Origin of the sequence: Oryzibacillus soli (assembly GCF_051594765.1) — a bacterium.
Classification (GTDB): Bacteria; Bacillota; Bacilli; order Paenibacillales; family NBRC-103111; genus Paenibacillus_AR.
The window spans coordinates 23343-50226 of the sequence record NZ_JBPPGJ010000021.1; the positions used below are offsets into that span (position 1 = coordinate 23343).

The 26884-nt window shown below is 57.2% G+C and carries 25 protein-coding genes; 17 read left to right on the forward strand and 8 right to left on the reverse strand.

What is annotated here, in order from left to right:
- Position 1: 1 nt before the first annotated feature.
- The 4 genes from ACSEXW_RS23390 (at position 2) to ACSEXW_RS23405 (ending at position 3949) form a co-directional block, all read left to right on the forward strand.
- A complete protein-coding gene (locus ACSEXW_RS23390) occupies positions 2 to 1561 on the forward strand; it encodes a UDP-glucose--hexose-1-phosphate uridylyltransferase (RefSeq protein ID WP_438448599.1) in 1560 nt (519 codons plus the stop codon).
- A gap of 25 nt (positions 1562 to 1586) precedes the next feature.
- Positions 1587 to 2504 carry a hypothetical protein gene (locus tag ACSEXW_RS23395; RefSeq protein WP_438448600.1) on the forward strand — a complete coding sequence of 306 codons (918 nt, stop codon included), beginning with the start codon at positions 1587 to 1589 and terminating at the stop codon, positions 2502 to 2504.
- 9 nt (positions 2505 to 2513) lie between these two features.
- Positions 2514 to 3446 carry a 1-phosphofructokinase family hexose kinase gene (locus tag ACSEXW_RS23400; protein WP_438448601.1) on the forward strand — a complete coding sequence of 311 codons (933 nt, stop codon included), beginning with the start codon at positions 2514 to 2516 and terminating at the stop codon, positions 3444 to 3446.
- Between the two features lie 116 nt (positions 3447 to 3562).
- A complete protein-coding gene (locus ACSEXW_RS23405) occupies positions 3563 to 3949 on the forward strand; it encodes a DUF1499 domain-containing protein (RefSeq protein ID WP_438448602.1) in 387 nt (128 codons plus the stop codon).
- 89 nt (positions 3950 to 4038) lie between these two features.
- On the opposite strand, the gene tpx is transcribed toward ACSEXW_RS23405, so the two are convergent.
- Positions 4039 to 4557: a thiol peroxidase gene (gene tpx, locus ACSEXW_RS23410; RefSeq protein WP_438448603.1), complete on the reverse strand. Its 519-nt coding sequence runs from the start codon at positions 4555 to 4557 to the stop codon at positions 4039 to 4041.
- A gap of 152 nt (positions 4558 to 4709) precedes the next feature.
- Here tpx and gltC point away from each other — a divergent pair, with 152 nt between their 5' ends.
- On the forward strand, positions 4710 to 5597 hold the full coding sequence (gene gltC, locus ACSEXW_RS23415; protein WP_438448604.1) for a glutamate biosynthesis transcriptional regulator GltC: 888 nt from the start codon (positions 4710 to 4712) through the stop codon (positions 5595 to 5597).
- Positions 5598 to 5771: 174 nt separating this feature from the next.
- Here gltC and ACSEXW_RS23420 read toward each other — a convergent pair whose 3' ends face one another.
- Both ACSEXW_RS23420 and ACSEXW_RS23425 read right to left on the reverse strand, forming a co-directional pair.
- Positions 5772 to 6452, reverse strand: a complete 681-nt coding sequence (locus ACSEXW_RS23420; protein WP_438448605.1) for a zinc metallopeptidase — start codon at positions 6450 to 6452, stop codon at positions 5772 to 5774.
- A 38-nt stretch (positions 6453 to 6490) separates the two neighbouring features.
- Positions 6491 to 6922 (reverse strand): MerR family transcriptional regulator, encoded by a 432-nt coding sequence (locus tag ACSEXW_RS23425; protein ID WP_438448606.1) that lies wholly within the window; start codon positions 6920 to 6922, stop codon positions 6491 to 6493.
- 267 nt (positions 6923 to 7189) lie between these two features.
- Here ACSEXW_RS23425 and ACSEXW_RS23430 point away from each other — a divergent pair, with 267 nt between their 5' ends.
- The 3 genes from ACSEXW_RS23430 to ACSEXW_RS23440 all read left to right on the forward strand — a co-directional run bounded on the left by ACSEXW_RS23430 (position 7190) and on the right by ACSEXW_RS23440 (position 10507).
- On the forward strand, positions 7190 to 8551 hold the full coding sequence (locus ACSEXW_RS23430; RefSeq protein WP_438448607.1) for an ammonium transporter: 1362 nt from the start codon (positions 7190 to 7192) through the stop codon (positions 8549 to 8551).
- Positions 8552 to 8645: 94 nt separating this feature from the next.
- Positions 8646 to 9722, forward strand: a complete 1077-nt coding sequence (locus ACSEXW_RS23435) for a DUF294 nucleotidyltransferase-like domain-containing protein (RefSeq protein WP_438448608.1) — start codon at positions 8646 to 8648, stop codon at positions 9720 to 9722.
- A 38-nt stretch (positions 9723 to 9760) separates the two neighbouring features.
- Complete coding sequence (locus ACSEXW_RS23440; RefSeq protein WP_438448609.1) at positions 9761 to 10507, forward strand: exonuclease domain-containing protein; 747 nt, start codon at positions 9761 to 9763, stop codon at positions 10505 to 10507.
- Here the strand turns inward: ACSEXW_RS23440 and ACSEXW_RS23445 are convergent.
- A complete protein-coding gene (locus ACSEXW_RS23445) occupies positions 10488 to 10937 on the reverse strand; it encodes a M67 family metallopeptidase (protein WP_438448610.1) in 450 nt (149 codons plus the stop codon). The two genes, ACSEXW_RS23440 and ACSEXW_RS23445, sit on opposite strands and share 20 nt — an antisense overlap.
- 102 nt (positions 10938 to 11039) lie before the next feature.
- Entirely contained in the window at positions 11040 to 12368 is a 1329-nt protein-coding gene (locus ACSEXW_RS23450; protein ID WP_438448611.1) for an MFS transporter, read from the reverse strand.
- Positions 12369 to 12508: 140 nt separating this feature from the next.
- On the opposite strand from ACSEXW_RS23450, the gene ACSEXW_RS23455 reads away from it, so the two are divergent.
- Positions 12509 to 13039: a peroxiredoxin family protein gene (locus tag ACSEXW_RS23455; protein ID WP_438448612.1), complete on the forward strand. Its 531-nt coding sequence runs from the start codon at positions 12509 to 12511 to the stop codon at positions 13037 to 13039.
- A gap of 81 nt (positions 13040 to 13120) precedes the next feature.
- On the opposite strand, the gene cimA is transcribed toward ACSEXW_RS23455, so the two are convergent.
- On the reverse strand, positions 13121 to 14740 hold the full coding sequence (cimA, locus tag ACSEXW_RS23460; protein ID WP_438448613.1) for a citramalate synthase: 1620 nt from the start codon (positions 14738 to 14740) through the stop codon (positions 13121 to 13123).
- A 250-nt stretch (positions 14741 to 14990) separates the two neighbouring features.
- Between cimA and ACSEXW_RS23465 the strand changes: the two genes are divergently transcribed.
- Positions 14991 to 16286, forward strand: a complete 1296-nt coding sequence (locus ACSEXW_RS23465) for a DNA polymerase IV (protein WP_438448675.1) — start codon at positions 14991 to 14993, stop codon at positions 16284 to 16286.
- A 122-nt stretch (positions 16287 to 16408) separates the two neighbouring features.
- Positions 16409 to 16645, forward strand: a complete 237-nt coding sequence (locus ACSEXW_RS23470; protein ID WP_438448614.1) for a ferredoxin — start codon at positions 16409 to 16411, stop codon at positions 16643 to 16645.
- A gap of 61 nt (positions 16646 to 16706) precedes the next feature.
- Here the strand turns inward: ACSEXW_RS23470 and ACSEXW_RS23475 are convergent, their stop codons facing one another.
- Positions 16707 to 18500 (reverse strand): CHASE2 domain-containing protein, encoded by a 1794-nt coding sequence (locus ACSEXW_RS23475; RefSeq protein WP_438448615.1) that lies wholly within the window; start codon positions 18498 to 18500, stop codon positions 16707 to 16709.
- A 271-nt stretch (positions 18501 to 18771) separates the two neighbouring features.
- Between ACSEXW_RS23475 and ACSEXW_RS23480 the strand changes: the two genes are divergently transcribed.
- From ACSEXW_RS23480 to ACSEXW_RS23490, 3 genes are all read left to right on the forward strand, one after another.
- Entirely contained in the window at positions 18772 to 20853 is a 2082-nt protein-coding gene (locus ACSEXW_RS23480; protein ID WP_438448616.1) for a FecR domain-containing protein, read from the forward strand.
- A gap of 32 nt (positions 20854 to 20885) precedes the next feature.
- Positions 20886 to 22511, forward strand: a complete 1626-nt coding sequence (locus tag ACSEXW_RS23485) for an NHL domain-containing protein (protein ID WP_438448617.1) — start codon at positions 20886 to 20888, stop codon at positions 22509 to 22511.
- A gap of 125 nt (positions 22512 to 22636) precedes the next feature.
- The gene (locus ACSEXW_RS23490; RefSeq protein WP_438448618.1) at positions 22637 to 24103 is read left to right on the forward strand and encodes a L,D-transpeptidase; all 1467 of its coding nucleotides are present in this window, start codon (positions 22637 to 22639) and stop codon (positions 24101 to 24103) included.
- Here ACSEXW_RS23490 and ACSEXW_RS23495 read toward each other — a convergent pair.
- Positions 24100 to 24234: a hypothetical protein gene (locus ACSEXW_RS23495; protein ID WP_438448619.1), complete on the reverse strand. Its 135-nt coding sequence runs from the start codon at positions 24232 to 24234 to the stop codon at positions 24100 to 24102. The two genes, ACSEXW_RS23490 and ACSEXW_RS23495, sit on opposite strands and share 4 nt — an antisense overlap.
- A gap of 193 nt (positions 24235 to 24427) precedes the next feature.
- Here ACSEXW_RS23495 and ACSEXW_RS23500 point away from each other — a divergent pair, with 193 nt between their 5' ends.
- Genes ACSEXW_RS23500 through ACSEXW_RS23510 form a run of 3 tightly spaced genes read left to right on the forward strand, consistent with a single transcriptional unit; the run spans position 24428 to position 26856 of the window.
- Positions 24428 to 25516 carry a quinone-dependent dihydroorotate dehydrogenase gene (locus ACSEXW_RS23500; RefSeq protein WP_438448620.1) on the forward strand — a complete coding sequence of 363 codons (1089 nt, stop codon included), beginning with the start codon at positions 24428 to 24430 and terminating at the stop codon, positions 25514 to 25516.
- A gap of 27 nt (positions 25517 to 25543) precedes the next feature.
- Positions 25544 to 26446: a GTP diphosphokinase gene (yjbM, locus tag ACSEXW_RS23505; RefSeq protein WP_438448621.1), complete on the forward strand. Its 903-nt coding sequence runs from the start codon at positions 25544 to 25546 to the stop codon at positions 26444 to 26446.
- A complete protein-coding gene (locus ACSEXW_RS23510) occupies positions 26443 to 26856 on the forward strand; it encodes a DUF309 domain-containing protein (RefSeq protein ID WP_438448622.1) in 414 nt (137 codons plus the stop codon). The genes yjbM and ACSEXW_RS23510 overlap by 4 nt, the downstream gene beginning before the upstream one ends.
- Positions 26857 to 26884: the final 28 nt, after the last annotated feature.

Consider the following 26884-nt stretch of genomic DNA (forward strand, 5'->3'; position numbering starts at 1 on the left):
CATGAGCGAATGCACCATCGCGCAAGATATAGCACTTCTGGTCCGCTTCGGCCGGGAAAACGGCATGCTGGGCGAAGGCGACGAATGGGCCGCCACCAACGCCCTTCTGGCTCTTCTGGGAGTGGCGGAGCCCTATGAGGGCCCGCTCCCCGAAGAGCGGGCGGACAGTCCCGTCCCGATTCTGGAACGGATTCTGGACTACACGGCGGAGAAGGGGCTTCTTCCCGCCGATACGATGGGATACCGGGACCTGATGGATGCCCGGATCATGGGACACTTGATGCCCCGGCAGTCTGAGGTGGCTCGGGAATTCTGGGCCACCGCCCGCGGCCAGTCCATCCAAGAGGCGACGGACCGGTTTTACGGCCTGTCCATCAATTCCAACTATATCCGGATGGACCGGATCAAGAAGAATGGCTACTGGCTGGCGCCGACGGAATACGGCGATCTGGAAATCACCATCAACCTGTCAAAGCCGGAGAAGGATCCGAAGGACATCGCCGCCGAGCGGAATTTGCCTCAGAGCAAGTATCCCAAGTGCCTGCTGTGCGTGGAGAACGTCGGTTATGCGGGGCGCTTGAACCACCCGGCACGCCAGAACCACCGGATCATCCCTTTGACCTTGGCCGGCAAAGCCTGGTTTTTCCAATATTCGCCCTACGTTTACTACAACGAACACTGCATCATTCTGAGCGCCGAGCACACGCCTATGAAGGTGTCCCGCAAGACGTTCGTCCATCTGTTGGACTTCATCGGGCAGTTCGGGCACTACTTCATCGGCTCCAATGCGGATCTGCCCATCGTCGGCGGCTCCATCCTGAACCATGATCATTTCCAAGGCGGCCGTCACATCTTCCCGATGGAAAAGGCTCCGGTCGAGCAAGCGTATGAGGCTCCGGGTCTGCCGCAGGTGAAGATCGGCCGCGTGAAGTGGCCCATGTCCGTCGTCCGGATCTCGGGCCCCGAGCAGGAGACGCTCATCGAACTGGCCGACCGGATTCTGCAGGAATGGCGGGGCTACTCCGATGCGGCTGCAGCGATCCATGCGGAGACCGTGCCGGATGGCGTTCCGACCCCCCACAATACGATTACTCCGATTGCGCGGAAGAACGCACAGGGTGAGTATGAGCTGGACCTGGTGCTTCGGAATAACCGGACCTCGGAGGAGCATCCCATGGGCATCTTCCATCCCCATGCCGACCTTCACCATATCAAGAAAGAGAACATCGGCCTGATCGAGGTGATGGGCCTCGCCGTGCTGCCGGGACGCTTGAAGCAGGAATTGGAGGAAATTGCAGCCATCCTGACAGGAGAAAACGGTGCGGACGGCGAATGGAATAAAGAAGAGCATCCGCTTGCCAAGCATGCAGCGTGGATATCGGAACTGCAGGCCCGTTACGGAACGGCCCTGTCCAAGGAGCAAGCCGCGCGCGTCATGGAGGAAGAGGTCGGACACAAGTTCGCCCGCGTGCTGTCCGATGCCGGCGTCTACAAGCGTACAGGTGACGGAATGGCGGCTTATGACCGGTTTATGGCGCATCTGGGCTTCCGGCGGGTGTAACGCAGCGCAAAAAGGGGATTGAGGCATGGCCATAACAGTCCGAACCATCTCATACGGAGCTTGGGGCAAGTGTGTGGAGATCAGCAACGGGATCGTGGATGCGGTGGCAACCATTGAACTCGGCCCGCGGATTATCCGTTACGGCTTCACCGGCGGACCGAACTTATTCAAGGAAGACACGGAGCGCTCCATTCAGGTGCCTGTGGACCGCTACTCGGAGAGCGGAGACACCTGGTATATTTACGGAGGACACCGCCTCTGGACCAGTCCGGAGGGGAATCCCCGGAGCTATTACCCGGACAATGTGCCGGTGACATGGACCGCTACGGAGAAGGGGGTCATTCTGACTCCCCCGCCGGAGAAATGGAACCAGCTCCAGAAGCAGATGGAGCTGACCATGGATGAGAGCGGAGAGGTGACCGTCATTCACCGGATTACCAATCTGGGCGCATGGTCTGCTGAATTGTCCGTATGGGCGCTGTCCGTGATGGCGCAGGGCGGCCAGGCCTTCGTTCCGCAGGTGAAGCGGGAGACCGGGCTGCTGGGCAACCGGATTCTGGCCTTGTGGCCTTACAGCCGGATGGATGATCCAAGAGTGACCTGGGGGAATGACTTCATTCGGATCCGTCAGGATTCGGGCCCGTCGGCCTTCAAGATCGGAACCAACAACGAGAACGGCTGGGCGGCCTATCTGAACGGCGACTGCTTGTTCGTGAAGTACTTCGAGCATCACATGGGAGGCCGGTATCCCGATTACGGTGTGTCGTTCGAGGCATACGTCAACGATCACTTCCTGGAGCTGGAGAGCTTGAGCGAGCTGACCGTTCTGGAGCCTGGCGCCACCGTGACTCACCGGGAGACTTGGCACGTGTTCCGCAACGTGGTTCTCCCGGAGGAGGAGAAGGCGTTGGGCGTTGAGCTTCAGCACTTCCTGAGAGGATAATCCGTCCCCATGATAACCACAGTAACCCTCAACGCAACCATCGACAAAACGTGTTTCCTCGGCAGTCTGGAAATCGGACGCGTCAACCGGGTACCGGTCATGCATACGGCCCCTGGAGGCAAAGGCATCAACGCGGCGAGGGTAGCCCATCAACTGGGCTGCCCCGTCCTTGCTACCGGCTTCGTAGCCGGATTTAACGGTTCTTATATCGAATCGGAGCTGTCACGGACGGGAATCCTCCATGACTTCGTGAAGGTGCAGGGGGAATCCAGGGTCAGTCTGAATATCATCGACCAGTTCAGCGGACTGACCACCGAGATTCTGGAGCAGGGACCGACGGTAGGCGATGATGAGATCCTCTCCATGAAGGACAAGCTTCGCCAGCTGGCCTCCGAATCCTCCATCATCGCCATCAACGGCAGCCTGCCGCTCGGCGCCCCGGCGAATCTGTATGCGGATTTCATCGAGATTGCCCGGCAGGAGGGAGCCCTGACGGTGCTGGATGCCAGCGGGCCGGCTCTCTTGGCCGGCATCGAAGCGATTCCGACCTGCGTGAAGCCGAATGAGCACGAGATCGCAGACATTCTAGGGCGGACGCCTGCGTCGGACAGTGAGATCGCAGATGCGGTCCGGCACCTGATGGACAAAGGAATCGCCTGTGTGGCGGTGACCTTGGGGAGCCGGGGAGCCTTGGCCGGCATGAACGGCGCGATCTTCCGCGTGCGGATCCCGGAGCTGCATGCCGTCAATGCAGTGGGCTGCGGGGACTCGTTTGTCGGCGGCCTGTGTATGGGGCTGTACAAGAAGCAAGGGCCGGAGGAATGCATCCGCCTGGCAGCGGCGGCCGCAACGGCAGACGCTCTGACGGAGGAAGCCGGCAGCATCCGGCTGGATGACGTGAAATCCCTGATGGGGCGGATTGATCTGGAACCGATTCGATGACAATTTTGCGCGGGGCCCAATCTCCTCTTTTTATCCGGTCAAAAGAATGGTAATATGGAAGGGTCAGATTCCGTGGCAATCGCTTCATTTCGATTCACCAAAGGGGGAAAGGCGTTTTGCTTAAGAGAACCTTGATCGGCATCGTCCGAAGTTTTGAGCAGACCGGTGAGAAGGCGCGGGATCCGCTTCTGAAGACGCACCACTACCGGTTATCCAAAGCCAAGGCTTGGGAAGAGGTCGTATCGACCATAAAGAAAATGAACGGTTACAAGCTGCTTCACGAAGTCCCCAATGTTGGCGAGATCGTGGTTGAGAAGAAGACGCTTCTCGGCCGCGTTCAGGATATCACCATTACGGTATTCGACTTGGGCCCCTCCAAGACGGCGGTGGATATCTATTCCGCATCCCGAGGCTCCATGGGCGATCTGGGCTCCAACTACCGTACGATCCTTGAGCTGTACAAAGAGCTGGACCGGAAGCTGGCTTCGTACAAAACTACATAGATTGGATCATCGGTTCACTTCAATGCAAAAAAACAGCGGAAGCTTTCGTTTCCCGCTGTTTTTATTTGGCTATATGACGGTATGGAGCTTTAGACCAGCTTCTTCACGGCTTCGATAGCCGCTTCGTAGTTCGGGTGCTCGGTCATTTCCGGCAGAACCTCGATATAGGCGATCTTGTCGTTGGCGTCTAGGACGAAGATGGAGCGCATCAGAAGGCGCAGCTCCTTGATGACGACCCCGTAAGCTTCGCCGAAGCTCAGGTTCTTGTAGTCGGACAAGGTGACGACCTTGTCGATGCCTGCGGCGCCGCACCAGCGGGCTTGGGCGAACGGAAGGTCCACGCTGATGGTCAGGATGGCGACGTTATCGCCCAGGTTGGCGGCTTCTTGGTTGAAGCGGCGGGTCTGTGCGTCGCATACGCCGGTATCGAGGGAAGGAACCACGCTGATCAGCTTGACTTTGCCGGCATAGTCCTTCAAGGATACTTCGGTCACCAGATCTTTGTTGACGGTGAAGTCCGGAGCTTGGTCGCCGACTTGAACCGGATTGCCTACCAGTGTGATCGGGTTGCCTTTCAGTGTAGCTACGCCAGTGCGTTCTTGTGCCATGGGAGTAGAACCTCCTTGTAAGTTTTTCATTTGAAATGAATGGGAATTGAGCCTTTCTCATTATAATATGTCTAAACGGGCGTTGTCCAATTAAGATATGATATATGTCACAATTCGACAAATTTCTTCGTTTGAAAGGATCGGTTGGGTCTGTGGAGCTCAGACAACTTCAGTATTTTATTAAAGTCGCAATTAAGCAGCATGTAACGCAAGCATCGGAGGAGCTTCATGTGGCCCAATCGGCCGTCAGCCGCCAAATTCATCAGTTGGAGCAGGAGCTTGGCGTATCGCTGTTCGTTCAGAAGGGGCGGAATTTGCAGCTGACCCCGGTGGGGAAGCTGTTCCTGGACCGGGTCGAAGGCGTGCTCTCCGATCTGGAGCGGGCTGTGCAGGAGGTACATGAATTTCTGGATCCGGAGCTGGGAGAGGTTCGAATCGGATTTCCCCACAGCTTAGGCATCAGCCTGCTGCCCACTGTAGTGGCGGAGTTCCGCAAGCTGCACCCGAAGGTGAAGTTCCGGCTTCGCCAAGGAACCTATAGCAGCCTGATTCGCGATCTGAGCGGCGGAGAGATTGACCTGTCCTTCATCTCCCCGTTTCCAGAGACGCATGATCAAGTGACCGGGGAGCTGCTGCTCTCCGAGGAGCTGTATGCTGTCGTGCCGCAGCAGCATCCTTTGGCCGGATCGGAATCGATCCGTCTCAGCCAATTGAAGCAGGACCCGTTCGTAATGTTCAGCGACGCCTATTCGCTGCGCACGATCGTGCTGGATGCCTGCAAGGCGGCGGGATTCGTTCCGCAGATCGGATTCGAGGGCGAGGAGACGGATACGATTCGAGGCCTTGTGGCCGCGGGACTTGGGGTAGGGCTCTTGCCAGAGATGGCCCTGACAGAGGTCAGTCCCCTGGAGCCGGCCAAGCTGCGCGTCACCGAACCGAAGGTAACCCGTACCATCGGGCTCATCCGGCGTAAGGATGAGAAGCTTACGCCGGTGGCCGAGCTGTTCCGGTGCTTCCTTCTCAAATATTTCGAAAGATAGAAACGGGCTTGGATTAGCCCAAGCTTTCATGAACCTATAACAGAAACGCAGATCGTCCCTATCCGGCACTCTCGGCCAATAGGGACGATCTTTGTTATGTGACCATACTAAAATCGGGAAACCAACCCCAACAAAAAAAGCCCCGAAACCGGGGCTTTTTCATCTACACTCCAATCAATCGTCCGAGCGGTTGAAGATCCAGATATACTCCAAGAGCTGGAGCACGCTGATCAGGGCGGCGGCCACATAGGTCAGTGCGGCGGCGCCGAGCACCTTGCCGGCCATGCTTTCTTCCATGTTGCGGATGAAGCCGAGGCTGACCATCTGGGCTCTGGCCCGGGAGGAGGCGTTGAACTCCACCGGAAGAGTGATGACCTGGAACAGCACCGCGGCGCTGAAGAACAGGATACCCAGGAGCAGAAGGCCGCTGAATTTGAACAGGAAGCCTGCGATGAACAGGAACGGAGCGACGCCGCTTGCGAAGTTCACCATCGGGAACATCCGGTGGCGGGCCACCAGCATGGGGTAACGTACCTTGTCTTGAATGGCATGACCCACTTCATGGCAGGCGACGCTGACAGAGGAGATGGAGTTGCCGTAGTAGACTGGCTCGGACAGGCGTACCGCCTTGGCGATCGGGTCATAGTGGTCGGACAGGCGGCCCGGCACCGGTTCGACCGGGATGTTGTACAGGCCGTTGTCATCCAGCATCCGGCGGGCGGCCTCATAGCCGGTCATGCCGGAGCTTGTGGGAACCTGTTCGTAACGGTTGAACGTTCCCTTCACTCGGAATTGTGCCCAGAGGCTTAGACCGAATGCCAACACGATCAACAAAGTCCATGGGGTAAACAGCATAATGCTAAACACTCCTTTTTATATAGTATGCACAGAAGTCAGAGGAGCGGGCCTTTGCCCAGCAAGATCATGATCGCTTCGATGCAGGCCGCCCCGTGGGGCGTCAGAAGCTTAAACAATTGCTTGGCTTGGTTCGGCTTTAGCTGGTCGATCAAGGGCTCCAGTTCCTTCACTTCCTTCTCGAGCTGCTGCATGTGAAGCTGTAAGGATGTGAGTTTATCTGCCACATCCTCCTGCGAGCTGACACGGTCCAGACGATCCAGATTGGCTTTGATCTCTTCCAGGGAATACTTCTCTTTCTTCATGGTTTCAATACGTTTCAATCTAGAAATGGTTTCATCATTGTAATAACGGTAATGATTATCCATCCTCTTGACGGGATGGATCAGACCCAGCTGCGTGTAATAATCAATGGTGCGCGGACTGGTGTCCGTCAGCTTGGCAAGCTCGCCTACCCGGTATAGAGTCATATCCCCATGGCAATCACCTCCAATTTCAGTTTAACGGATGCTAACCATACAGTCAAACGTGATGCTTTTGTATGCGAATATCCTCCTATATATGTCACGATAAATTACACGGAGCTTGAAAACACGAATTATATGTTAAGAATACAATCCAATTTTTCGTATTTTACAAAAATAGATGTTGTCAAACCCCACTCTCCCGTATATAATGACATTAAGAATTTCATCAGATGTTATAAAACATAACATTAAGAGAGGGAAGTGGTCGAAATGTTAAGAAAATTACTGTGGACGACAGGTGCTTTGAGCTTGCTGTTCCCGACGATGGCCTTTGCGGCAGATGACCCGACGCCGGCACAGCTCACCATCTCGCTGAACGGATTGTGGACGCTGCTCGCAGCCGTACTGGTCCTTCTGATGCAAGGCGGGTTCATTCTTCTGGAAACGGGCTCCACCCGGATGAAGAACGCCGGCCACGTAGCCGGTAAGACGATCTTCACCGTCGGCCTCTGTACCATCGTCTTCTGGGCGGTTGGTTACAGCCTGATCTTCTCCGAAGGCAACTCCTTCGTAGGCGGTCTGGCAGACGCCTTCTTCAATCCGGCTATCGCCAGCTCCGACGCGCTGCCGCCGACGATCATGTTCATGTTCCAATTCGCATTCGCTGCGGTTTCCCTCTCCATCGCATGGGGCGGCTTCGCAGAGCGTGCTAAGCTCTCCGTATACCTGGTGTTCTCGGTGCTCTTCACCGCGCTGATCTATCCGGTCATCGCTCACTGGATCTGGGGCGGCGGCTGGCTGGCTGAGCACGGCAAGCAAGACTTCGCTGGTTCTACCGTCGTTCACTTGACCGGCGCTATGGCCGCACTGGCCGGAACGATCCTGCTGAAGCCCCGTATCGGCAAATTCAACAAGGATGGCACGGTGAACTCTATCCTGGGTCACAACCAAGTATTCTCCGCCTTGTCCGTTCTGCTCCTGTGGGTAGGCTGGTTCGGCTTCAACGCCGGTTCCACTCTGGCTGTAGGCGATGGCTTCTTCGGCTTCGTAGCATTCAACACGCAGCTGGGTGCTGCAGGCGGCGCCGTCTCCGCGCTTCTGATCTCCTGGATCGTTCTCGGCAAAGCTGACGTGCCGACGATGCTGAACGGCGCGCTGGCCGGTCTCGTAGCCATCACCGCCTCCTGTGCTTTCGTTGATCCGTGGGCCGCTGTCGTAATCGGTCTGGTTGCAGGCGTATTGGTCTTCTATTCCATGAAATTCTTTGATAAACTGAAGATTGACGATCCGATCAGCGCACTGTCCGTACACGGCGCGGCTGGGGTGTGGGGAACCCTCTCCAACGGTCTGTTCGCCACTCCGGAGCTGGCGGAGAAGGTCGGCATCGGTAAGGAAGGCCTGTTCTATGGCGGCGGCTTCGATCAATTCTGGGTACAGCTCTACGGTGTCGTATCCGCCGGCGCATACTCCTTCATCGTCGCGTTCGTGCTGCTCTACATCCTGAAGCTGATCATGGGTCTGCGCGTTACCGAAGAAGAAGAGGTAATCGGTCTTGACCTCTCCGAGCACGGCAGCTACGGCTATCCGGAGCAAATGAAAAAAGCTTCCGGCTACAACTCGATTTCCGGTTAAGATCAAACGATATACAGATACAGGAACAGGAGGCCGCTCAAAGAGCCGCCTCCTGTTTACTTCCAGACGGCACAGGCGGGAAGGGGATCGTACCATGGCATTCCATTTGGAGGAGATCCGGGCGGTTATCGAGTCGGCCCGGGATATAGAGACCCTGCGCGGGCTGCGCGACCGAATCCATGAAGGAGCACGATCCGTCCCCCAAGAGACCCTGCCGGAGGATTGGAACGAGTGGATCAACGGGATTCACGACCGCTTGATCCGTTTTGCCGTTAGCGAGGCGGAGCGGGAGCTGGCGGAGAGCGGCCTTGGGGCGCCGCCGGTCCGCTATGCCATGCTGCTCTTCGGCAGCGGAGGACGGCGGGAGCAGACCATGTGGAGCGATCAGGACAACGGCCTGATCTATGAGAATCCGGCACCGGGCCTGGCGGAGCAGGTCCGCCTATATTTTGAAACGTTAGGCTCGTTGATCGTAGAGAAGCTCTTCCGTCTGGGCTATCCGCCATGCGAAGGCAATGTGATGTGCAATCAGCCGCTGTGGGCCCAAAGCGTGGACGGGTGGAGGAGCACCTTGGACGCCTGGATGGAGGATCCGAACTGGGAAAATATCCGGTATCTGCTGATCGTGGGGGATATGCGCTGCATTCACGGCGACCATGAGCTGGCCGGTGTTCTGAAGGAACGGATGCACGAGCGTGTAGCCGGCAGCCGGGAGCTGCTCGGTGCGCTGCTTCGGAATACGCTGCGCCGCAAGGTCTCCCTCGGCGTTCTGGGCAATCTGATCCCCGAGCGCTTCGGCGAGGATATGGGCGGCATTGATATCAAGTACGGAGCCTACATTCCCCTGGTCAATGCGATCCGCCTGCTGGCCATCCGGCATGGTCTCCTGGAATCGGGAACTCTGGACCGGATCGGGGCCATGCAGAGGAGAGGGCTGGAGGAGGAGAAGCTGACCGTCGATTGGCGGAATGCGTTCGACACGGTGCTGCGGCTCCGGTCGCTAACCTCCAGCAAGCTGGAGGATGGCTATTACCAGTCCAGCGGCGTGCTGCCGGGGGCGCTCTTGACGAAGAGCCGGAAGCAGGAGCTGAAGGCGGCCCTGAGAACCGGGCAGAAGCTTCATAAATATGTAGAGAAAACGATCCATGCCATGGAGACGGATAAAAGGTAAATCGGGATGTACATGATGGTATACCGGAGGTGGAAGGGATGAAGGACACGGGACCGGCAGGCCGGATGTGGCAGCTCTACAAGATGGGTGGTATCACGCCGGCTATCACGTCCATGTTTGATGCTCGTAACGCCCAGCAGATGGCCTTCATCCGCTCCGTGATGAAGGAACAGCGTAAGAATTCGCTCTATGACGTTCAATTGGAGACGATGGAGGCGGTGGTATTCGATCTGGAGACCACAGGCTTCTCGCCGTACAATGGGGATGAGATTCTATCCATAGGCGCGATTCAGATCCGGGGCGGAGTGGTCTCGGAGACACAAGAGGACCGGTTCTACAGCCTGGTGAATCCCAGGCGGAATGTGCCGATAGAGATTACGGAGCTGACGGGGATCACCAATGAGATGGTGGAGCAGGCGCCGGAGCTCATCGATGGGCTGAGAGGCTTCCTCGAATTTGTGCAGAGAAGGGTGCTGATCGCTCACGGCAGCGGACATGACAAGCACTTCCTGAATTCCGCCTTGTGGAAAACCTCCAAGGTGAACCTGTCCCACCGGGTGCTGGATACGATGATGATCGCCATGTGGCTTCACCCGAAGCGCGGGCGCTATGACTTGGATGCCATTCTGGATCTCTACGGGGTGGAGGTGCTGCAGCGTCATCACGCGCTGGACGATTCCATTATGACGGCCCGCCTGTGGTCCAAGATGCTGGTGGACATCCGGGAGAAGGGGATATCGAATCTGGGCGAGCTGTATGCCCATCTCAGCCATTACGGATCATAACCTTCTGTTCGCGCCATACATCACCCGGTTGGGGATGGTAGCAGCGGATGGAAGGTTTTTTTTGCTGCAGGGAGACGATGGCATAGGTGGCTAAGCTCCATTCCAGCCGCAGGTCCTCTCCGGAGGGAAAGGCGGGACTGACCGGATGAGAGTGGAAGATCCCGACTAGCTGATCCTCACCCGGGGATGGAGTCAGCGCGGCCATACTGGCTTCGACCCATATCTCGGGCGGGAAGGCGAATTGTGACTCAGGCAGGGGAGCATGGTTGGGGATCGGACGGAATCGGTTCACCTGAATTTCGTGGGAGGTGGGGCAGCAGGTGCCGTACAATATGCCGCAAGCCTCGAGGGGGCGGCAGATCAGGCAGTATTCCATGAGTTCTTCCGCAAGGGCTTGTGGAATACACACGGTTTCGGGTCGATCGGTCATGTGGCGCGGTCCCTTCTGTGCAAGCTGCATTAGGGGTATTGTAACATCCCTCCTGGAAAAAAAGGAAGGACGGGATAAGGGATCCCGTCCTGGCAGCTTGCCCTACGCGACTTTGGCGTCCGGCTTGATCAGGAAGAATACCAAGCCAAGCGTAATCAAGGACAGCGAGGCAACCGTAATGAACACGGCGTACGTGGAGACGTCCATCAGCAGCTCGAACAGCGGCGGGCCTGCCGCCACCCCCAGGAATCGGAGCGAGCTGTAGAGGGAGGTGATCATGCCGCGGTGAGCTTTTTCTACGGAGCCGGTGATCATGGTGTTGAGGCAGGGGAGTACGAGCCCGGTGCCGATGCTGCTGAGCGTCAGCAGACCGATGAAGATATAGATGTTGGTATTCAGGAAGATGGCGGCGCTCAAAGAGCCGACCATCATGGCCAAGCCGATCAGCATGAGCTCCCGCATCAGCTTGCCGTTCTTCTTGATCAGGGAGCCGGTCGTGTAACTGGTAATGACCATGCCCAGGAGAGGAATGGCCAGAATCAGGCCCTTCATAATGCCGTCCACATTATAGGGGTCCTTCTCCAGAATTTGCGACAGGTAGAACAGGACACCGAATAAGATGAACAGGGCCAAGGAGCCTGCGAAGAACGAAGTGATCAGCCAGCGGGCCTTCTTTTTGAGAATGGATAGCACCGTATGGATGTACTCGCCAAGCTTCGGAGGCTCCCGGTTCTTCTCCGGCTCCTTGATGATGAACATCACCGCAAGCAAGGAGAGAAGGCAGAAGGCCGGAAAGGCGAAGAAGGCGGCATACCAGACGATAAGGGCCAGCGCGGCCCCGATGATCGGGCTCAAAACCTTGCCGGTACCGTTGGAGGCTTCGGTCAAGCCCAACGCTTTACTCTCGGTTGCGCCCTTATACATATCACCCACCAGCGCCATGGCGATGGGGGCTGTTCCGGCAGCGCCGATGCCTTGTATTGCGCGGGCAATAATAATGATGGTGTAGGAGCCCCAGACGGCGCCGAAGCCGGCAAGCACCCCTGCCGCACCATAGGTGATCAGCGATGGGATAATCACGGCCTTCCGGCTGAACCGGTCGGAGAGAAAGCCCGATACGGGAATGAAAAGTCCTGCCGTTACGGAGAAGAGCGTGATGATCAAGCTGCTCTGAAAATCCGTGATGCCCAGTTCCGTGACCATATCGGGCAGGATGGGGATCAGCATAGAGTTCCCCAAGACGAGGACCATGGGAATGGTGGCAATGGCGATGAATTCCCAGACCAAACCTTTGGACTTTTTCTTGTCCTTCCCGTGCTTCTCCTTGGACTTCTGCCCCTTGCCGGTCTCCTCGGCCGAATCCTCCTCGGCGGTAGGTCCCATTAAGCTTTCGAATGTCACTTGAAGCCGTTTGTTTTTGGTCTTTTCCATGGAAGTGGCTCCTCTTCTCAAATTGTCCGTACTAATGTTGCCGGGGCGGAAGACCTTCATACCTTTGTATTTTGCCCCAATTGGGGTATGATACTTGTATGGCCCGTAAATAAACATGACCCTTCAGAGGAGTGCCCATCATGACCAAGAAAAATATGGCCGTTCTCGTCGTGGTCCTGCTTCTGGCAGTGGTAGCCCTGTATCGGGATTTCGGCCAAGCCAAAGAAAGCCTGCCCGCCCAGACGGCTGCGAAAGCGCAGTACAATGCGCCGGCCTTCACCTTAAAAGGCCTGGATGGCAACACCTATAGCGTGGGAGGCAAGCGGGACAAGCCGATGCTGCTGAACTTCTGGGCGTCCTGGTGCAGTCCCTGCGAGGAAGAAGCGCCTGATCTGGCCCGGCTGTATGAGAAGTACAAGGACCAGCTGGATCTCTACGCGGTGAATGTAACGGGTAATGATGATGTGAAGTCCGCAAGAGCCTTCGCCGAACGGTACCGCTTCGGCTTCCCGGTCCTGCTGGACGAGAAGCTGGAGGCGGCTGAGCTCTACCGGTTCCAGGTCATTCCCACCAGTTTCCTGATCGACCGCAACGGGGTTGTGGTGGAGATGATCAACCTGTTGGAGCCTAAGGAGCTGGAGAAGAAGCTGAAGAAGCTGATTGAGATGTAACGCCAGCGTCTAATAATCCCATACAAAAAGCCTTCGACCGCCGGATATCCGGTGCCGAAGGCTTTTTGTATGGGGGAATAATTAATGGTTGACGATCCCGATCTGTCCGATCTGGGCTTCATCCTGGGTGTTCCGGACGCGCTGCTTGCCGATAAGAGAATACCGGATGCTGTCCACCAGGGCATTGTAGCTGGCTTCGATAATATTGCCCGATACGCCGACCGTATTCCAGCTGTTCTGGAAGTCGGTAGACTCGATGAGCACCCGAACCTTGGCGGCCGTCGCATCCTTCTCGTCCAGCACGCGGACTTTATAATCCGCCAGGTGCATCTGGACGATGTCCGGATAATACTTGACCAGGGCCTTGCGCAGCGCACTGTCCAAGGCGTTGACGGGGCCGTTGCCCTCGGCTGCTGTAAAGATCGTTTCCCCGTGGACCTTAACCTTAACGATGGCTTCTGTGGCGAAAGGATTATCGCCGGATTTCTCGACCAAGATCTTGAAGGACTCCAAGGAGAAGATGGGATCCAGCTCGCCGAAGGCTTCGCGGAGCAGGAGCTCCAGGGAGGCGTCAGCGCCCTCGAATTGGAAGCCTTGATGCTCCAGTTCCTTAATCCGCTCGATAACGGCTTTGGTTTTCTCCGTTTCCTTATTTAAGTCCAGATTCAGTTCCTGGGCCTTGGCGTATATGTTGCTCTGGCCCGCCAGCTCGGAGACCAGAACCCGCTGCTTGTTGCCGACCAGCTCCGGCTCAATGTGCTCATAAGTGCTGGACGCCTTCAGGATGGCCGATACGTGGATGCCTCCCTTGTGGGCGAAGGCCGCGGTGCCTACGAACGGCTGATTGGGCTGCATATGGATATTGGCGATCTCGCTCACATAACGCGCTGCGCCGGTCAACCCGGCCAACTGCTCGTCGCTGACACAGCGATACTTCATCTTCAATTGAAGATTCGGAATGACGGAGCACAGGTTGGCGTTGCCGCAGCGCTCGCCCAGACCGTTGAAGGTGCCCTGGACTTGACGGGCCCCGGCCGCGACCGCAGCCAACGAATTGGCGACTCCCAGCTCGCAGTCGTTGTGGGCGTGGATGCCGACAGGCGTCTTCAGCTCGGAGCATACGCGGCGGACGATGTCGCCGATCTCCGTCGGCAGGGTGCCGCCGTTGGTGTCGCAGAGTACGACCCAATCGGCTCCGGCATCTTCGGCTTGGCGGACGGTCTGGAGCGCGTATTCTTCATTATTCTTGAAGCCGTCAAAGAAGTGCTCGGCCAAGTAGATAACCTCAAGCCCGTTGGATTTCAGGTATGCGACGGAATCGTGGATCATCGCCAGATTCTCTTCCAGTGTGGTCTGAATGGCGGTATGAACGTGGAAGTCCCAAGACTTGCCGAAGATGGAGGCGACCTCTACGCCGGATTCGACGATCCGGTTCAGGTTCACGTCCTCCGCGGCGGCGGAGCCCTTGCGGCGGGTGCTGCCGAAGGCGCTGATCTTGGCGTGGTTCAGCTTCACTTCCTTGATCCGCTTGAAGAATTCAATATCCTTGCTGTTGCTGCCCGGCCATCCGCCTTCTATATAATGGATGCCCATGGCGTCGAGCCGCAGGGCGATCTTCAATTTATCCTCCACCGACAAGCTGATGCCTTCCCCTTGGGTGCCGTCACGAAGGGTGGTGTCAAAAACTTTCACTTGGTCCATGTTACGCCCCCCTGTATCCTAGTCCGTTCCGCCTGTACCAGCGGATCATCACTTCCGCGCATTACTGCGTTAAGCGAATGTATAATTTATTATTATAGCATAATTTTAAGGTACCGAAAGGGGATTGCGCAAAAAAGGCCGGGACCCTGGCCCTGCGTTCTCTGCGTTGAAGCTTGACCCGCCTCCGGGACGGCGGTAAGCTTAAGAGGAAGCAACATCCTACGGTAAAGGATCGGGTACCATGTCGGAGATGAACAAGGAGTATTATCCGAAGAACGGCAGGGTCATACTGCATATCGATATGAATGCTTTCTACTGCTCGGTTCATGAAGCGGTGAATCCCGGCGATTATGCGGGCAAGCCGTTGGCGGTGGCCGGCAGCGTGGAGCTCCGCAAGGGGATCATCGTGACCTCCTCCTATGCGGCACGCGGCCGCGGAGTGAAGACCGGCATGCAGGTCCGGGAAGCCATGCGGCTGTGTCCCGAGCTCATCCTGATCCGGCCGGACTTCGATCTCTACCGCCAGTTCTCCCGCCGATTCATGAATCTGGCCTACAGCTATTCGCCTCTGCTCGAGGCCATGTCCATCGATGAATGCTTCGTGGATATCACGGGCTCGAAGCAGTTCGGCACGCCGCTTGCAATTGCAGAGGAGCTGCAGCGTCGCATTCGGACCGAGCTGGGCCTGCCCTGCTCCATCGGAATCGCTCCGAACAAGCTGCTGGCCAAGATGGCGTCAGATATGAAGAAGCCGAACGGTATATCCGTTCTCCGCCTGCGGGATGTGCCGTCGGTCCTGTGGGATATGCCCTGTTCCTATCTGTACGGAATCGGAAGCCGGACGGCTGAGAAGCTGTCCAAGCTGTCCATCCGGACCATCGGCGAGCTGGCCAAGACGGACGAGAGCTTCCTGATGGCCCACTTCGGCATCGTAGGCGCGTGGCTGCACCGGGCGGCAAACGGATTGGACGATACCCCGGTGAACCCCGAGCAGGAGCCGAGCAAATCCATCGGCCACACGACGACCCTTCCGAAGGATCTGACGGATTCCGGCGAGGTGAACCGGGTGTTCCTGAATCTGGCCGATCAGGTCTGCCGGAGAATTCGCAGGCAGGGGCTGTTGGCCTCCACGGTCCAGATCACCATCCGCAATCCCAGCATGAAGACCATCACCCGTTCGGTTACGCTGGAGCGGCCGACGGAGGATGCGGACGAGGTGTATAAGACCGCCTGCCAGCTCTATGCCAAGCATTGGAGGAACGGCCAGCCGATCCGGCTCCTGGGGATCACCCTCCAGAACCTGGATGACAAGTCGAAGGCCGCGGTCCAGCTGGATCTGTTCGACTTCGAGAAGCAGCCTAAGCGGGAGCAGCTGAACCGGGTCATGGACCAGCTCCGGGATAAGTTCGGCGAGGATGCGGTGCTGACGGCGGGTATGCTGGGGGATGATCCTTCTACGCTTATCCGGAACCATAAGGTACGCGGAACCTCCCTTCAAATGGATCATCTGAAGCTGCAAGGATTCGGAGAGGATAGCGCAAAATAGCTGTCGATAAACAATTTTTGATCGATTTTGGATATCAATAAGATCTTGTACAAGTATTTGAACTTTCTATGAATTTGTATTATAGTATCTGATGAGGATAACAATGAGGAGGAATTATCACAATGGCGAAATATACTTGGGTAGACAAAGAAACCTGCATTGCATGCGGCGCTTGCGGCGCAACTGCACCGGATATCTATGATTACGACGACGAGGGCCTGGCTGAAGTCATCTTCGAAGGCGACGGCAACAAAGGCGTAACCGAGATTCCGGAAGATCTGTTCGACGATCTGCAGGATGCCCAAGACGGCTGCCCGACCGACTCCATCAAAGTCGCGGACGCTCCGTTCAACAAATAATTCCAACCTAAATGACCGCCGTTCCTCAATGGAACGGCGGTTTTCATTTTTAGAGGCGCTGCTATTTAGGTGCCTTAATGTGACCCAACACTTCGTACAGCTTGATGCCGACGGATTTGCCCTTCATCATCTTCTCGCCGACAAACTGGTATTCGAAATAGTCCTTGGTGCGCTCGTAGGTGGCTTCGGACACGAGCACCTGATTCGGTTGGGTGTTGGATTCGATCCGGGCCGCCGTATTGACATTGTCGCCGATAGCGGTGTAGTCCACTCTCAGGTAGGAGCCGATATTGCCCACAACGACAGGTCCGGTGTTGATGCCGATGCCAACCGCGATTGTTACCTGGTACCGGTCCATAATATCCTGGCGGACCTTCTCCATGCCCTTCTGAATCTCGTATGCCGTCTTCACGGCGTAATACTCATGATGCTTCACGTCCAGAGGGGCGTTGAAGAGAATCATGGCGGCGTCACCGATGAACTTGTCGATGGTGCCGTGATTTTCCAGCGTCTTCTCCGTGATCAGGTTGAACATCATGTTCAGGAACCCGACCACTTCCTCCGGAGACAGCTTCTCGGACAGAGGGGTGAAGCCCCGGACGTCGAGGAACAGGATGGTCAGCTCCTTGCTGATGCCGCCCAATTGGATCTCCTGGTCCGTTGCGGCAATCTCCTTGACGAGATCGGGAGAGATATAGCGCCCGAACTGCTTGGTGATGTAGTGCCGCTGCTTCGTTTCATAGAAGGTCTTGATGGCGATGTTGACCAGATAAGAGAAGAGCATGGCGATCAACGGATAAGCGGCGTTGACATCCTTCTCCATGGAGGAGAACATCCAGTATTGGCCGGCCAGAATGACGGCGGCGGAGACCGCTACCAGGAGCATGCCGAGGATCGGCTTCAAGCGCCAGGCGATCGCAGCCATCAGCGCCACCATGGCCAGCATCCAGATTCGGGTCACAGTGCGGTTCTCGAACTCCACCTTGCCGCCGTTCAACAGCTGGTGGATGATATTCGCATGGGCATATACCAGCTTGGTCCGCTTCTCGATGGGGGTCGTTCCGTCATCATTCTCGAAGCCGGAGGCCGTGAAGCCGATCAGCACGATCCGGTCCTTCAGCTTGACGCTGCCCTTCAGCACCTCGGTAAACGGAAGCATCTGAATATTGCTGGAGTAGAGGTTGTAGCGGATGTTCATTTCCTGGCCGGGGAAGCGGGACAGGATCTCTTGGACGTTGGCGCCCGCCAGCTCCGCCGTCTTTAAGGCCAGCGAGGGAAGAACACCCTGCGGTGTTTCCACCTGCAGCCAGGTTTTCCGGATCACGCTGTCGTCGTCCAGGTTGGCGTTGATCAGGGCGGTTTGGGCCTTTTGACCCAATTCCGGGATGGGGGTGATTAGGCTTTTGGATTGAATCAGCTTGTCCTTGCTCCGCTTGGTGATGTTATCATTGTTGACGGCGTTATAATTCCCGTCGAACACGGCTTGGGACGGAAGGATGACGTTCTTGTGCTTAGCCAGCTCATCGGCGAAGGCCTTGTCGCTGTCCGCATTTCCCTTGGCATTGAACATGACGTCGAAGGCAATGACCTTGGCGCCCTGCTTCTCCAGGTTCTGCAGCAAAGGCACATAGACCTTGCGGTCCCAAGGCCAAGCTCCGATTTCCTGCAGGGACTGGTCGTCAATGCCGACAACCACAATGTCATGCCGGTAGTCCGAGTCGGCGGACTTGGACATATTGAAGTCGTACAGCGCCCGGCTCAGAACATCGAAGGTATTGAAGCCGAAGAAGAACAGGACCAGGATGACGACGGCCAGGTTGCCCCAGATGCCGGTGAGTAACTGCTTTTTTTTCATTCGTCCACCTACCGTACTATCTATTGGAATGATTCTATTTCTATCCCAAACAATAATATAAAAGACCTATGGAGTAAACAGAAAAAAAGGTGTGTTCCGACACATTTTGGCCTTAACGCCTCTAGTAAATCTGCATATCCCTACTTGCACTAACATTTTACGACAAAGATGCCATTGTCATTATGCTAGAATGACTTTAAAATAGTGGTTATAGATGGGTTGGCAGATTGAATCCGTTTAGGAGAACTTGGAGGAGAGGGGCTTTAATAACGTGCAGAAAAATATGAGCCGACCGGCAAAGCGAATGTCCTGGCTGTCTATGGCGCTAAGCTTCGTAATGATGTTCTCGCTCTTGGTCAGCGTGGCGGCTGAAACCGCAGAGGCCAAGTCCAGCCGGCTGGCGGTGATCACCGACGTCGGGGGAGACGCGACGGTGCAGGCCGCAGGCGCATCCCAGGCGTACGACGCGTACACCAACATGGGCTTGAACCAGGGGGATCTGATCGTCACGGGGGCGAATTCCTACGTGGTCCTGAAGATCAAGGACACGGATGACGAGCTGACCATCGGCGCCGATTCCGAAGTATACATATCTGAGCTGGCCAAGAAAGGCTCCGGCAAGTCCTCCAAGCTGAAGATGTGGGCGGGCTCCGTCTGGTCCAGCGTGAAGAAGCTGGTGTCCGACGACGACGAGCTTCAAGTGGAGACGCCTACGGCGGTCATGGCCGTTCAGGGCACGAATTACCTGGTAACGGTCAATCCGAAGACGAAGGAAACCTCCGTCATCGTTGCGTCGGGCGTGGTACGGGTCGATTCTTCATCCGTTCTTGCTGATCCCGAATCTCAGCAGACGATGAACACCCAGGAGAACCGGTATGTTCTCGTATACCCGGCCCAGCAGATCAACCTCGACAAGCGTGATGAGGTGAAGGATCTTCGGACGAAGGTGGAATTCATTGATATGGGTTCCCTGGTGAACCAAGCACCTCCGAAGGTTCTGGAATCCATCATTAAGAATAAGGCGGAGATCGATAAGGAAAACGCCGAATTCCTCGAGAAGCAGAAGCAGCAGCTGGAGCAGAACGTCCATCGTCCTGCGGGCTCGACCCTGTTGATCAAGGATCAAAGCGACTTGGACAAGATCGGCAAGAACCTGGACAACCTGGTCGGCAATCTGGCCAAGGCAGCCATCGACGAGAAGAAGATCCAGCAGAAGACCATCGACGAGGCGAACAAGAAGATCGATGATCCTCTGAAGAAGCTGGATCTCTCCAAGGTCGAGCAATTGGACAAGACTGCGGGCAGCGATCCGGAGCTGGAGAAGCTGAAGGCGTCGCAAAAAGCCGCGGCCGATGCGGAGAAGCTGCGCCAGCAGGCGGAAGAGCAGCGGCGGCTGCTGGACATGCAGGCTCGTCTCGAGGCGGTGCTGAAGCAAATCGAGAATGAGAAGAAAGCGCTGGATGAAGCCAACAAAAAGGCTCAGGAAGAGCTGCAGAGACAAGCGGAAGCAGCGTATCTCCAATCCTTGACCGAGGCGGAGAAGGCGAAGTTCGAGGAGTCGAAGAAGAACCTGGGGAACCAAACGGCGAACCCGGCGCCTGTAACGCAGACCCCGACCGGAACGTCCAACGAAACTCCGTCCAACAGTACGACCTCTGTAACATGGAGCTCGCCCGTCTCGGCCACACAGGGGCTGCCCGCTACCGTCACCGCCAGAGCGGTGGACGCGGATGGCGTGGCACAGGTCCAATTCTTCGTAAGCTGGAACGGAAGCACGACCCCGATCTCCGGCAGCGTATCCAAGTCGGGCGACGATTATTCTATCGCATGGACGCCATACCAGAGCGGAACGGCAACCCTGATTGCGCGGGTGACGGATTCCGCCGGCCAAGTCTATGAGTCGACGAAGCAGGTTTCCGTCAGCCCACAGACCGGGGTCCAGCTGCAATTTACGAGTCCTCCCGCTTCCAACACCGGCACCCTGTCCGTCAGTCTTCAGGGCTATGATTACAAGGCCATTCAAATTCACTTCCTGACGGCAGGCCAGCGGATCGTCACCACCACGGAGCCGGTCTCCGATGTCTTCGACCCCACGTCCAATACAGCCTCCTACGTCAGCGGGCTGAACGAATATTCGGATGGTAACGGCAATTATGAGTATGTCTTCGCCGCAATGAATACCAACGGAACGGCCAATATGTCCGGTGCCCAGGTTCTGCGGGCCGTGATCCAGAAGCAGGTCTCGCCCTTCACCATCACTCTGGCTTTCATTAAGATTGTGAAATCGGACGGCACCGTGGTCGAGCTCACGCCGACGAACCTCTCGGCAGTCGTAACCGGAGCCTCCAGCTGACGGACAGAATTTATCGACTAAAGGAGAAGCCTATGAATAGGATACTATCGATTCTCGGAATCTCCGTACTGGCCTCCTCCCTGGCGGGGGGAGCCGGTGCGGCGGCCGCCGAGCTGAGCAAGCAAGCGCTGGTGGCGGACGGTGGACGGTGGATGACGGAAACCACCGTCTATGCCGGAACCGGCGATCTGGGCGTAACGGATGGGCTGAACCTGGAGTCCACCTTCCGGATGCCGGAGAGCATCGCCTTGGCTGCGGACGGCAGCCTCCTGGTATCCGATTCGAGGAATCAGGTGATCCGGAAGCTGACGGGCGAACGCACCTCCCTGTATGCCGGCGTGAACCTGCTGAAGGATGCCAAGGGATTCCCGGTGGGTGGTCTTGCCGACGGTCAAGCCGAGGCCTCCTTCTTCAACCAGCCGGCAGGTCTGGCCGTGGATGCGCAGGGCAGCGTGTATGTAGCTGACGCGGGGAACCATGCGATCCGCAAGATCAGCGCGGGCGGCCAAGTCACAACACTGGCCGGCGGCGGGGTGCTGGGCCGGACGGACGGCCAAGGCAAGAACGCCCGCTTCCACACCCCCAAGGATGTGGCGGTTGCGGCGGACGGCAGCGTGTTTGTGGCGGATACCTTGAACCACCTGATCCGCAAGGTCGCTCCGGACGGAACGGTCACCACCCTGAATGCGTCTTCCGCCCGTGTGGTGGAGGTGTTCCCGGGCAATGCCGTTGCAGCGGGAGATTACCGGGACGGCGACTTGAAGAGCGCCAAGTTCAACGAGCCCTCCGGCTTGGCTCTGGACGCCAAGGGCAATCTGTACGTGAGCGATACCGGGAACCAGCGGATTCGCTACATCGATCTGAAGGCGGGAACCGTCACCACGGTGGCCGGCGGCGGACTTACGGCAGGCAAAGTTTACCCTGACGCCGATCTCTACGCCGCAGGGGACTATGCGGACGGCCAAGCCGCCGACGCCCGGTTCGACTTCCCGGCCGGTATCGCGGTAACGGCGGAAGGCGGCCTGCTTATCGCCGATTCGATGAACCACTCCGTCCGTTACCTGAAGGACGGTACGGTCCGGACCCTGGCGGGCAAATCCAATCAGTTCCCCGGCGAGGAGGACGGAATCGAGGGCTACGGCGAGCTGCATGCGCCTTCGGACGTGGTGGAGCTGGCTGACGGCCGGATTCTGGTGGCCGATGCGTTCAACAACCGGATCCGGATGATTCGTCTGAGCCAGCTTCCCTCCGGCATTGCTGCAGACGGCTCCATTCATGTGGTGCTGAATGGCAAGACTCTCCGATTCGAGGTCGCTCCGGAATACTCGGCGGAAGGCCGGACGATGGTTCCGGTGCGGGCCATTGCCGAAGCAGCCGGCTATGAGGTGACCTACAAGCAGGTGGGCGCGGCTGAATATGTCGGATTGGCGGACAAGAAGATCGCCGTGGAGATGGCCATCGGCCAAGCCTCCGTGAAGCGGACCGAAGCGGGCAAGGCCGCCAAGGAAGTGAAGGTAGACGCGGCACCGTATCTCAAGCAGGACCGGACCTTGGTCCCCCTCCGCTTCTTCGCGGAGAATCTGGGGATCGACGTCCAATGGGACGAGCAGACGAGCACCGCTGTCCTGAGGAGCCAGACCTTCGTGAAAGCGGAGTAGATACATGGAGTAGTGAGTGGAACCCGATGCCGACAGCATCGGGTTGTTTTTTTGAGGCAAGGGTTCAAGATTGGACGGTCATTTACCGATATAAGGAAGGAGAACACCACCGGGAGGGAATGCGGATGAATGACAAGAACCCGGACGAGCAGCTTCAGGCTTTCTTCGAGCACAATCCCTTGAATGACGATATGGACTATCTGAAGAGCTACGTGAAGGACCACCCCGAGAATAAGATGGGCTGGTATCTGCTGGGGAAGGCCTATGAAGCAAGGAATAAGCCGGGCAAGGCCAAGTATTGTTACGCCCAGTCCGGCGAAGTATACGAGGCCTTCGAGAAGCGCAAGGTGGAGCTGGGCCTGCTGGAGGAATTCAAGGCCGACCGCCCGGTATTGCCCGGACAGAAGGATCGCAGAAGGCCTCTGTACCGGACCTTGAGGCTGTCCGCCGCGGTCGGGGTTGCTTTGATGATGGGATCTTTTTTTCATACAGACGGGAAGGAAGGAACCGCCGGCTCCGGAGAGGACGCAACGAAGCCGTTCCATGTATCGGATGGAGCCGGAGGAGCGAAGGAGGGAACGGCCTGGCCACAAGGCCCCCAAGTGCTCTATATGAACCCGGTATTCCCGTTGTCCCAGGATGCGGTATGGAAGCAGTTTCTGCTCTCGGGCAGCGTGAAGAACCGGACGACCCTCTTGGCGGAGGGGAAGCTGACCTCCGACGGGAAGTGGGTCAACGGGCTGCGGAAGCCGGAGCTTCTGGCGAGCGGAACCACGCCGGCTGAGGGCGGAGAGCTGCGGGTGGTCTACCGCCGGGCGGAGCTGTGCAATTGCACCCCGGATAAGGATGGCGACGCGGAGGCGGCGGTGGAGCGCTGGGTGACCGAGCGGGAGGAAACCGTTCTCGTGGAATCGGCCGTTCGGGCCTATCAATCGAGATACGGAGGTGCGCTTCCAGCAGAGCTGGATGGGCTGGTCCGGGATTATCCCCATAATATTCTGCCGGGGTATACAGAGGGGATGAAGCGGGTTTATAAGGACATTCTGGCACGGTCCCGTTCCGGAGCTCAAGAGGCGGGAGGGGGCAATTGGCCTGGATATACGGCAGGGGGAACGGTTCGGAAGCAAGCGGCAGGAGAGGGCTATCTGGAGGCACCCCTGGAGATTATTGTGGACAAGAGCGCGTTCCGCCTGGCCTTGGTCAGCGGAAGCGTGATCCTTCGAAGCTATCCGGTGGGGCTGGGCGGTGCCCGGACTCCGGAGGGGGTCTTCACGATCAGTGACAAGGTCAAGAATCCCAACGGGAGAGACGACGGGGACTTCGGCTCCAGAGGCATGCAGCTCTCGGATACGGACTACGCGATCCACGGAACAAAAGAGCCGAGGAGCATTGGAGAAAACCGCTCACTCGGCTGCATTCGAATGTTAAAGGAAGATATCGAGGAGCTGTTCGACATGACCCCGTCCGGCACGAAGGTAACCATCGGTACGGGACTGCTGCCGCCTGAGACGCTCCGCAAAGAGAAGACCTTCCGCCTGCCCGCCCTAAGGGAGGAGCGGAACCCGAGCAAGATCTATCACTGGCTGGATTAACCGTTTACAATTAGAAGCACAGCCATAACGATGACGATGACCGCCACGATGGCGCTTACCCAGATCAGGGCCTTCTTGTTCACGCCGGAATCCTTACTCTTGCGGTGCAGTACGGGTGCTTGTCTCTTCATGCGAAATTCAATCCTTCCTCTGAATGATTGGTTTGCATTTATTCTACCATAGAACCCGGCGCAAGCCCACATCCCGTCTGGAAATTCCCGTTAGGAGCTTGTGGCGCCTCTTCCATTTTTTCTTTGAAAACAGTAAACTGTTCGTTAGGATAGAATGTTTATTAATTAAGAAGACGGACAGGAGAGTGCCCACGTGTATGCATCAATAGCCAAACCCGTTTTGTTCCGTATGGATCCCGAGCATGCGCATCACTTTACCATTAACGGACTGAAACGGGCGGCTCGGATTCCGGGCGCCTTGTCGATAATGAAGAAGCTCTACAGCGTTCCCCGGCTGCCGGAGCTGAGCCAGAAGCTGTGGGGACTGGACTTCTTCAATCCGATCGGTCTGGCGGCTGGGCTGGATAAGAATGCGCAGGCCGTAGAGGGCTTCTCCGCCATGGGCTTCGGCTTCATGGAGGTCGGCACCGTCACGCCTCTGGCCCAGCCGGGGAACGAGCTGCCAAGGCTGTTCCGGCTGCCGGAAGACCTTGCATTGATCAACCGGATGGGGTTTAATAATGTAGGTACGGATCAAATGGCGGTAAATTTGTCCAGTATTCGCGAGCGGTCGATACCGGTGGCGGTGAATATCGGCAAAAATAAAAACACACCCAACGAGGAAGCGGAGGAAGACTACCGGACGTGTATCCGGAAGCTTCATTCCTATGCCGACTTCTTCGTCGTCAATATCAGCTCCCCCAATACGCCGGGGCTGCGGAGCCTCCAATTCGGCGAGGATCTGAAGCGGCTCTTGGCGGCGGTGGCTGACGAGCTGAGCGCGGTGGAGAGGCAGTCCGGCAAGAAGCTGCCGGTCCTGGTGAAGATCGCTCCGGACATGACAGCCGAGGAGTTGGAGACCGTCGTTGGAACCATCGCGGCAGCCGCGGTATCGGGGATTATTGCAACCAATACCACGCTGTCGAGGGAAGGGCTGCGCCATCCGAATGCGAAGGAAACGGGCGGATTAAGCGGGCGACCGCTGACCCATCGCTCCACCGAAGTCATCCGGACCATCTACCGGCTGACCGGTGGCCGTCTGCCGATCATCGGCAGCGGCGGCGTGTTCACGGCGGAGGATGCGTATGCCAAGATTAAGGCGGGAGCGAGCTTGGTGGAGGTCTATACAGCATTGATATACGAAGGACCCGGACTGGTGAAGCGGTTGAACGGGGGATTGCCGGCACTGCTGCGCCGGGATGGCTTTTCCCATATTTCACAGGCGGTGGGAGCCGACGTCTAGGGCCCAAGAGACGGGAGGTAAGGCGGAATGGACGGAAGAGATTGGAGCAAGTTCCTGCTGCCGTATGAGCAAGCGGTAGAGGAGCTGAAGGTCAAATTTAAGATCCTGCGCACCGAGCTGAAGGCACGGGAGGAATATTCCCCGATCGAGTTCGTGACCGGCCGGGTGAAGCGGATATCGAGCATTCTCGCCAAGGCCAAGAAGCTGAACGTAGCCATGGAGAACCTGGAGACGGGTATTGAGGATATTGCGGGGATCCGCATCATGTGCCAATTCGAGGAAGACATCGAGCGGATGGCGGACCTGATCAGAGAGCGGGAGGATCTGAAGCTTCTCTATTGCAAGGATTACATCCGCAACAAGAAGGAAAGCGGCTACCGCAGCTATCATATTATCGTCGAGTACCCGGTGCAGACCTCCCTCGGCATGAAGCGGGTCCTGGCCGAGATCCAGCTGCGCACGCTGGCCATGAATTTCTGGGCCACCATCGAGCACTCGCTGAATTACAAGTACCACGGCATCATCCCGGCGGACATCAGCGGACGTCTGAGCAAGGCCGCGGAGGCCGCTTACCGTCTCGACCAGGAGATGTCCAGCATCCGGGACGAGATCGTAGAATCCCAGAAGCTGTTCGAGGATCATTCCAACCTGGTGGAGAAGGTGCTGAACAAGATCCAAGTGCTCTACTTCTATCGCAAAGCGAAGGAAGCCAGCGTCTACCAGGAGGCCTTCAACGCACTCTTCGAAACAGGCGAGCTGTCGAAGCTGTCGGAGCTCGCGGCCGACATCGAGCTCACCATCGCGCAGGCCAAGGCTGAGGGTGCATTGGCGAAGGCGGCTCGCGCAGCGGAAGAAGAGAAGGCTAACGGGGATGCCGGGCAGCAGGCCGCCGGCCTGAACGTCCAAGACCCGCCGGAGGAGCCGAAATGAGGGGCTACGAGCGGCTGTATGTGGAGTTCGTCTACTATTTCAATGTGGAACGGGATTACTTTGAATGCCATGAGGTCATGGAGGAGCTGTGGCTGGAGGAAGGCCGGAGTCCGGTCTTCCAAGGTCTGCTGCAGATCGCCGTCGGGCTGTACCATTACCGGAACGGCAACGTAAGCGGCTCCATCAAGCTGTTCACCCAAGGCATCGCCAAGCTGGAGAACCAGCCGGAGATCCTGTATGGCATCCGTGTCGGCAAGCTGGTGGAGGAGAGTCGTACCTACGTGGAGAAGCTGCTCCGGCTTGAGGAGGAGCCCTTCGACTTCTATGACCTGGACATCGAAGTGACGGATCCGGAGCTGGACGACAAGGTCCGGGAGCTGATCGAGCATCCGCCCGTACATGAGGATTAACTTAGCACAAAACCGCTCCCCGGTGTAT

Excerpts from the sequence above, each read along its gene's own strand:
- ACSEXW_RS23485 (WP_438448617.1), top strand. The coding sequence starts at position 20,886 with ATGAATAGGATACTATCGATTCTCGGAATCTCCGTACTGGCCTCCTCC.
- ACSEXW_RS23450 (WP_438448611.1), bottom strand. The coding sequence starts at position 12,368 with ATGGAAAAGACCAAAAACAAACGGCTTCAAGTGACATTCGAAAGCTTA.
- ACSEXW_RS23400 (WP_438448601.1), top strand. The coding sequence starts at position 2,514 with ATGATAACCACAGTAACCCTCAACGCAACCATCGACAAAACGTGTTTC.
- ACSEXW_RS23475 (WP_438448615.1), bottom strand. The coding sequence starts at position 18,500 with ATGAAAAAAAAGCAGTTACTCACCGGCATCTGGGGCAACCTGGCCGTC.
- ACSEXW_RS23510 (WP_438448622.1), top strand. The coding sequence starts at position 26,443 with ATGAGGGGCTACGAGCGGCTGTATGTGGAGTTCGTCTACTATTTCAAT.
- ACSEXW_RS23445 (WP_438448610.1), bottom strand. The coding sequence starts at position 10,937 with ATGACCGATCGACCCGAAACCGTGTGTATTCCACAAGCCCTTGCGGAA.
- ACSEXW_RS23495 (WP_438448619.1), bottom strand. The coding sequence starts at position 24,234 with ATGAAGAGACAAGCACCCGTACTGCACCGCAAGAGTAAGGATTCCGGC.
- ACSEXW_RS23435 (WP_438448608.1), top strand. The coding sequence starts at position 8,646 with ATGGCATTCCATTTGGAGGAGATCCGGGCGGTTATCGAGTCGGCCCGG.
- ACSEXW_RS23425 (WP_438448606.1), bottom strand. The coding sequence starts at position 6,922 with ATGACTCTATACCGGGTAGGCGAGCTTGCCAAGCTGACGGACACCAGT.
- tpx (WP_438448603.1), bottom strand. The coding sequence starts at position 4,557 with ATGGCACAAGAACGCACTGGCGTAGCTACACTGAAAGGCAACCCGATC.
- ACSEXW_RS23395 (WP_438448600.1), top strand. The coding sequence starts at position 1,587 with ATGGCCATAACAGTCCGAACCATCTCATACGGAGCTTGGGGCAAGTGT.
- ACSEXW_RS23420 (WP_438448605.1), bottom strand. The coding sequence starts at position 6,452 with ATGCTGTTTACCCCATGGACTTTGTTGATCGTGTTGGCATTCGGTCTA.
- ACSEXW_RS23440 (WP_438448609.1), top strand. The coding sequence starts at position 9,761 with ATGAAGGACACGGGACCGGCAGGCCGGATGTGGCAGCTCTACAAGATG.
- cimA (WP_438448613.1), bottom strand. The coding sequence starts at position 14,740 with ATGGACCAAGTGAAAGTTTTTGACACCACCCTTCGTGACGGCACCCAA.
- ACSEXW_RS23390 (WP_438448599.1), top strand. The coding sequence starts at position 2 with ATGAGCGAATGCACCATCGCGCAAGATATAGCACTTCTGGTCCGCTTC.
- yjbM (WP_438448621.1), top strand. The coding sequence starts at position 25,544 with ATGGACGGAAGAGATTGGAGCAAGTTCCTGCTGCCGTATGAGCAAGCG.
- ACSEXW_RS23490 (WP_438448618.1), top strand. The coding sequence starts at position 22,637 with ATGAATGACAAGAACCCGGACGAGCAGCTTCAGGCTTTCTTCGAGCAC.
- ACSEXW_RS23430 (WP_438448607.1), top strand. The coding sequence starts at position 7,190 with ATGTTAAGAAAATTACTGTGGACGACAGGTGCTTTGAGCTTGCTGTTC.
- ACSEXW_RS23470 (WP_438448614.1), top strand. The coding sequence starts at position 16,409 with ATGGCGAAATATACTTGGGTAGACAAAGAAACCTGCATTGCATGCGGC.
- ACSEXW_RS23455 (WP_438448612.1), top strand. The coding sequence starts at position 12,509 with ATGACCAAGAAAAATATGGCCGTTCTCGTCGTGGTCCTGCTTCTGGCA.
- ACSEXW_RS23465 (WP_438448675.1), top strand. The coding sequence starts at position 14,991 with ATGAACAAGGAGTATTATCCGAAGAACGGCAGGGTCATACTGCATATC.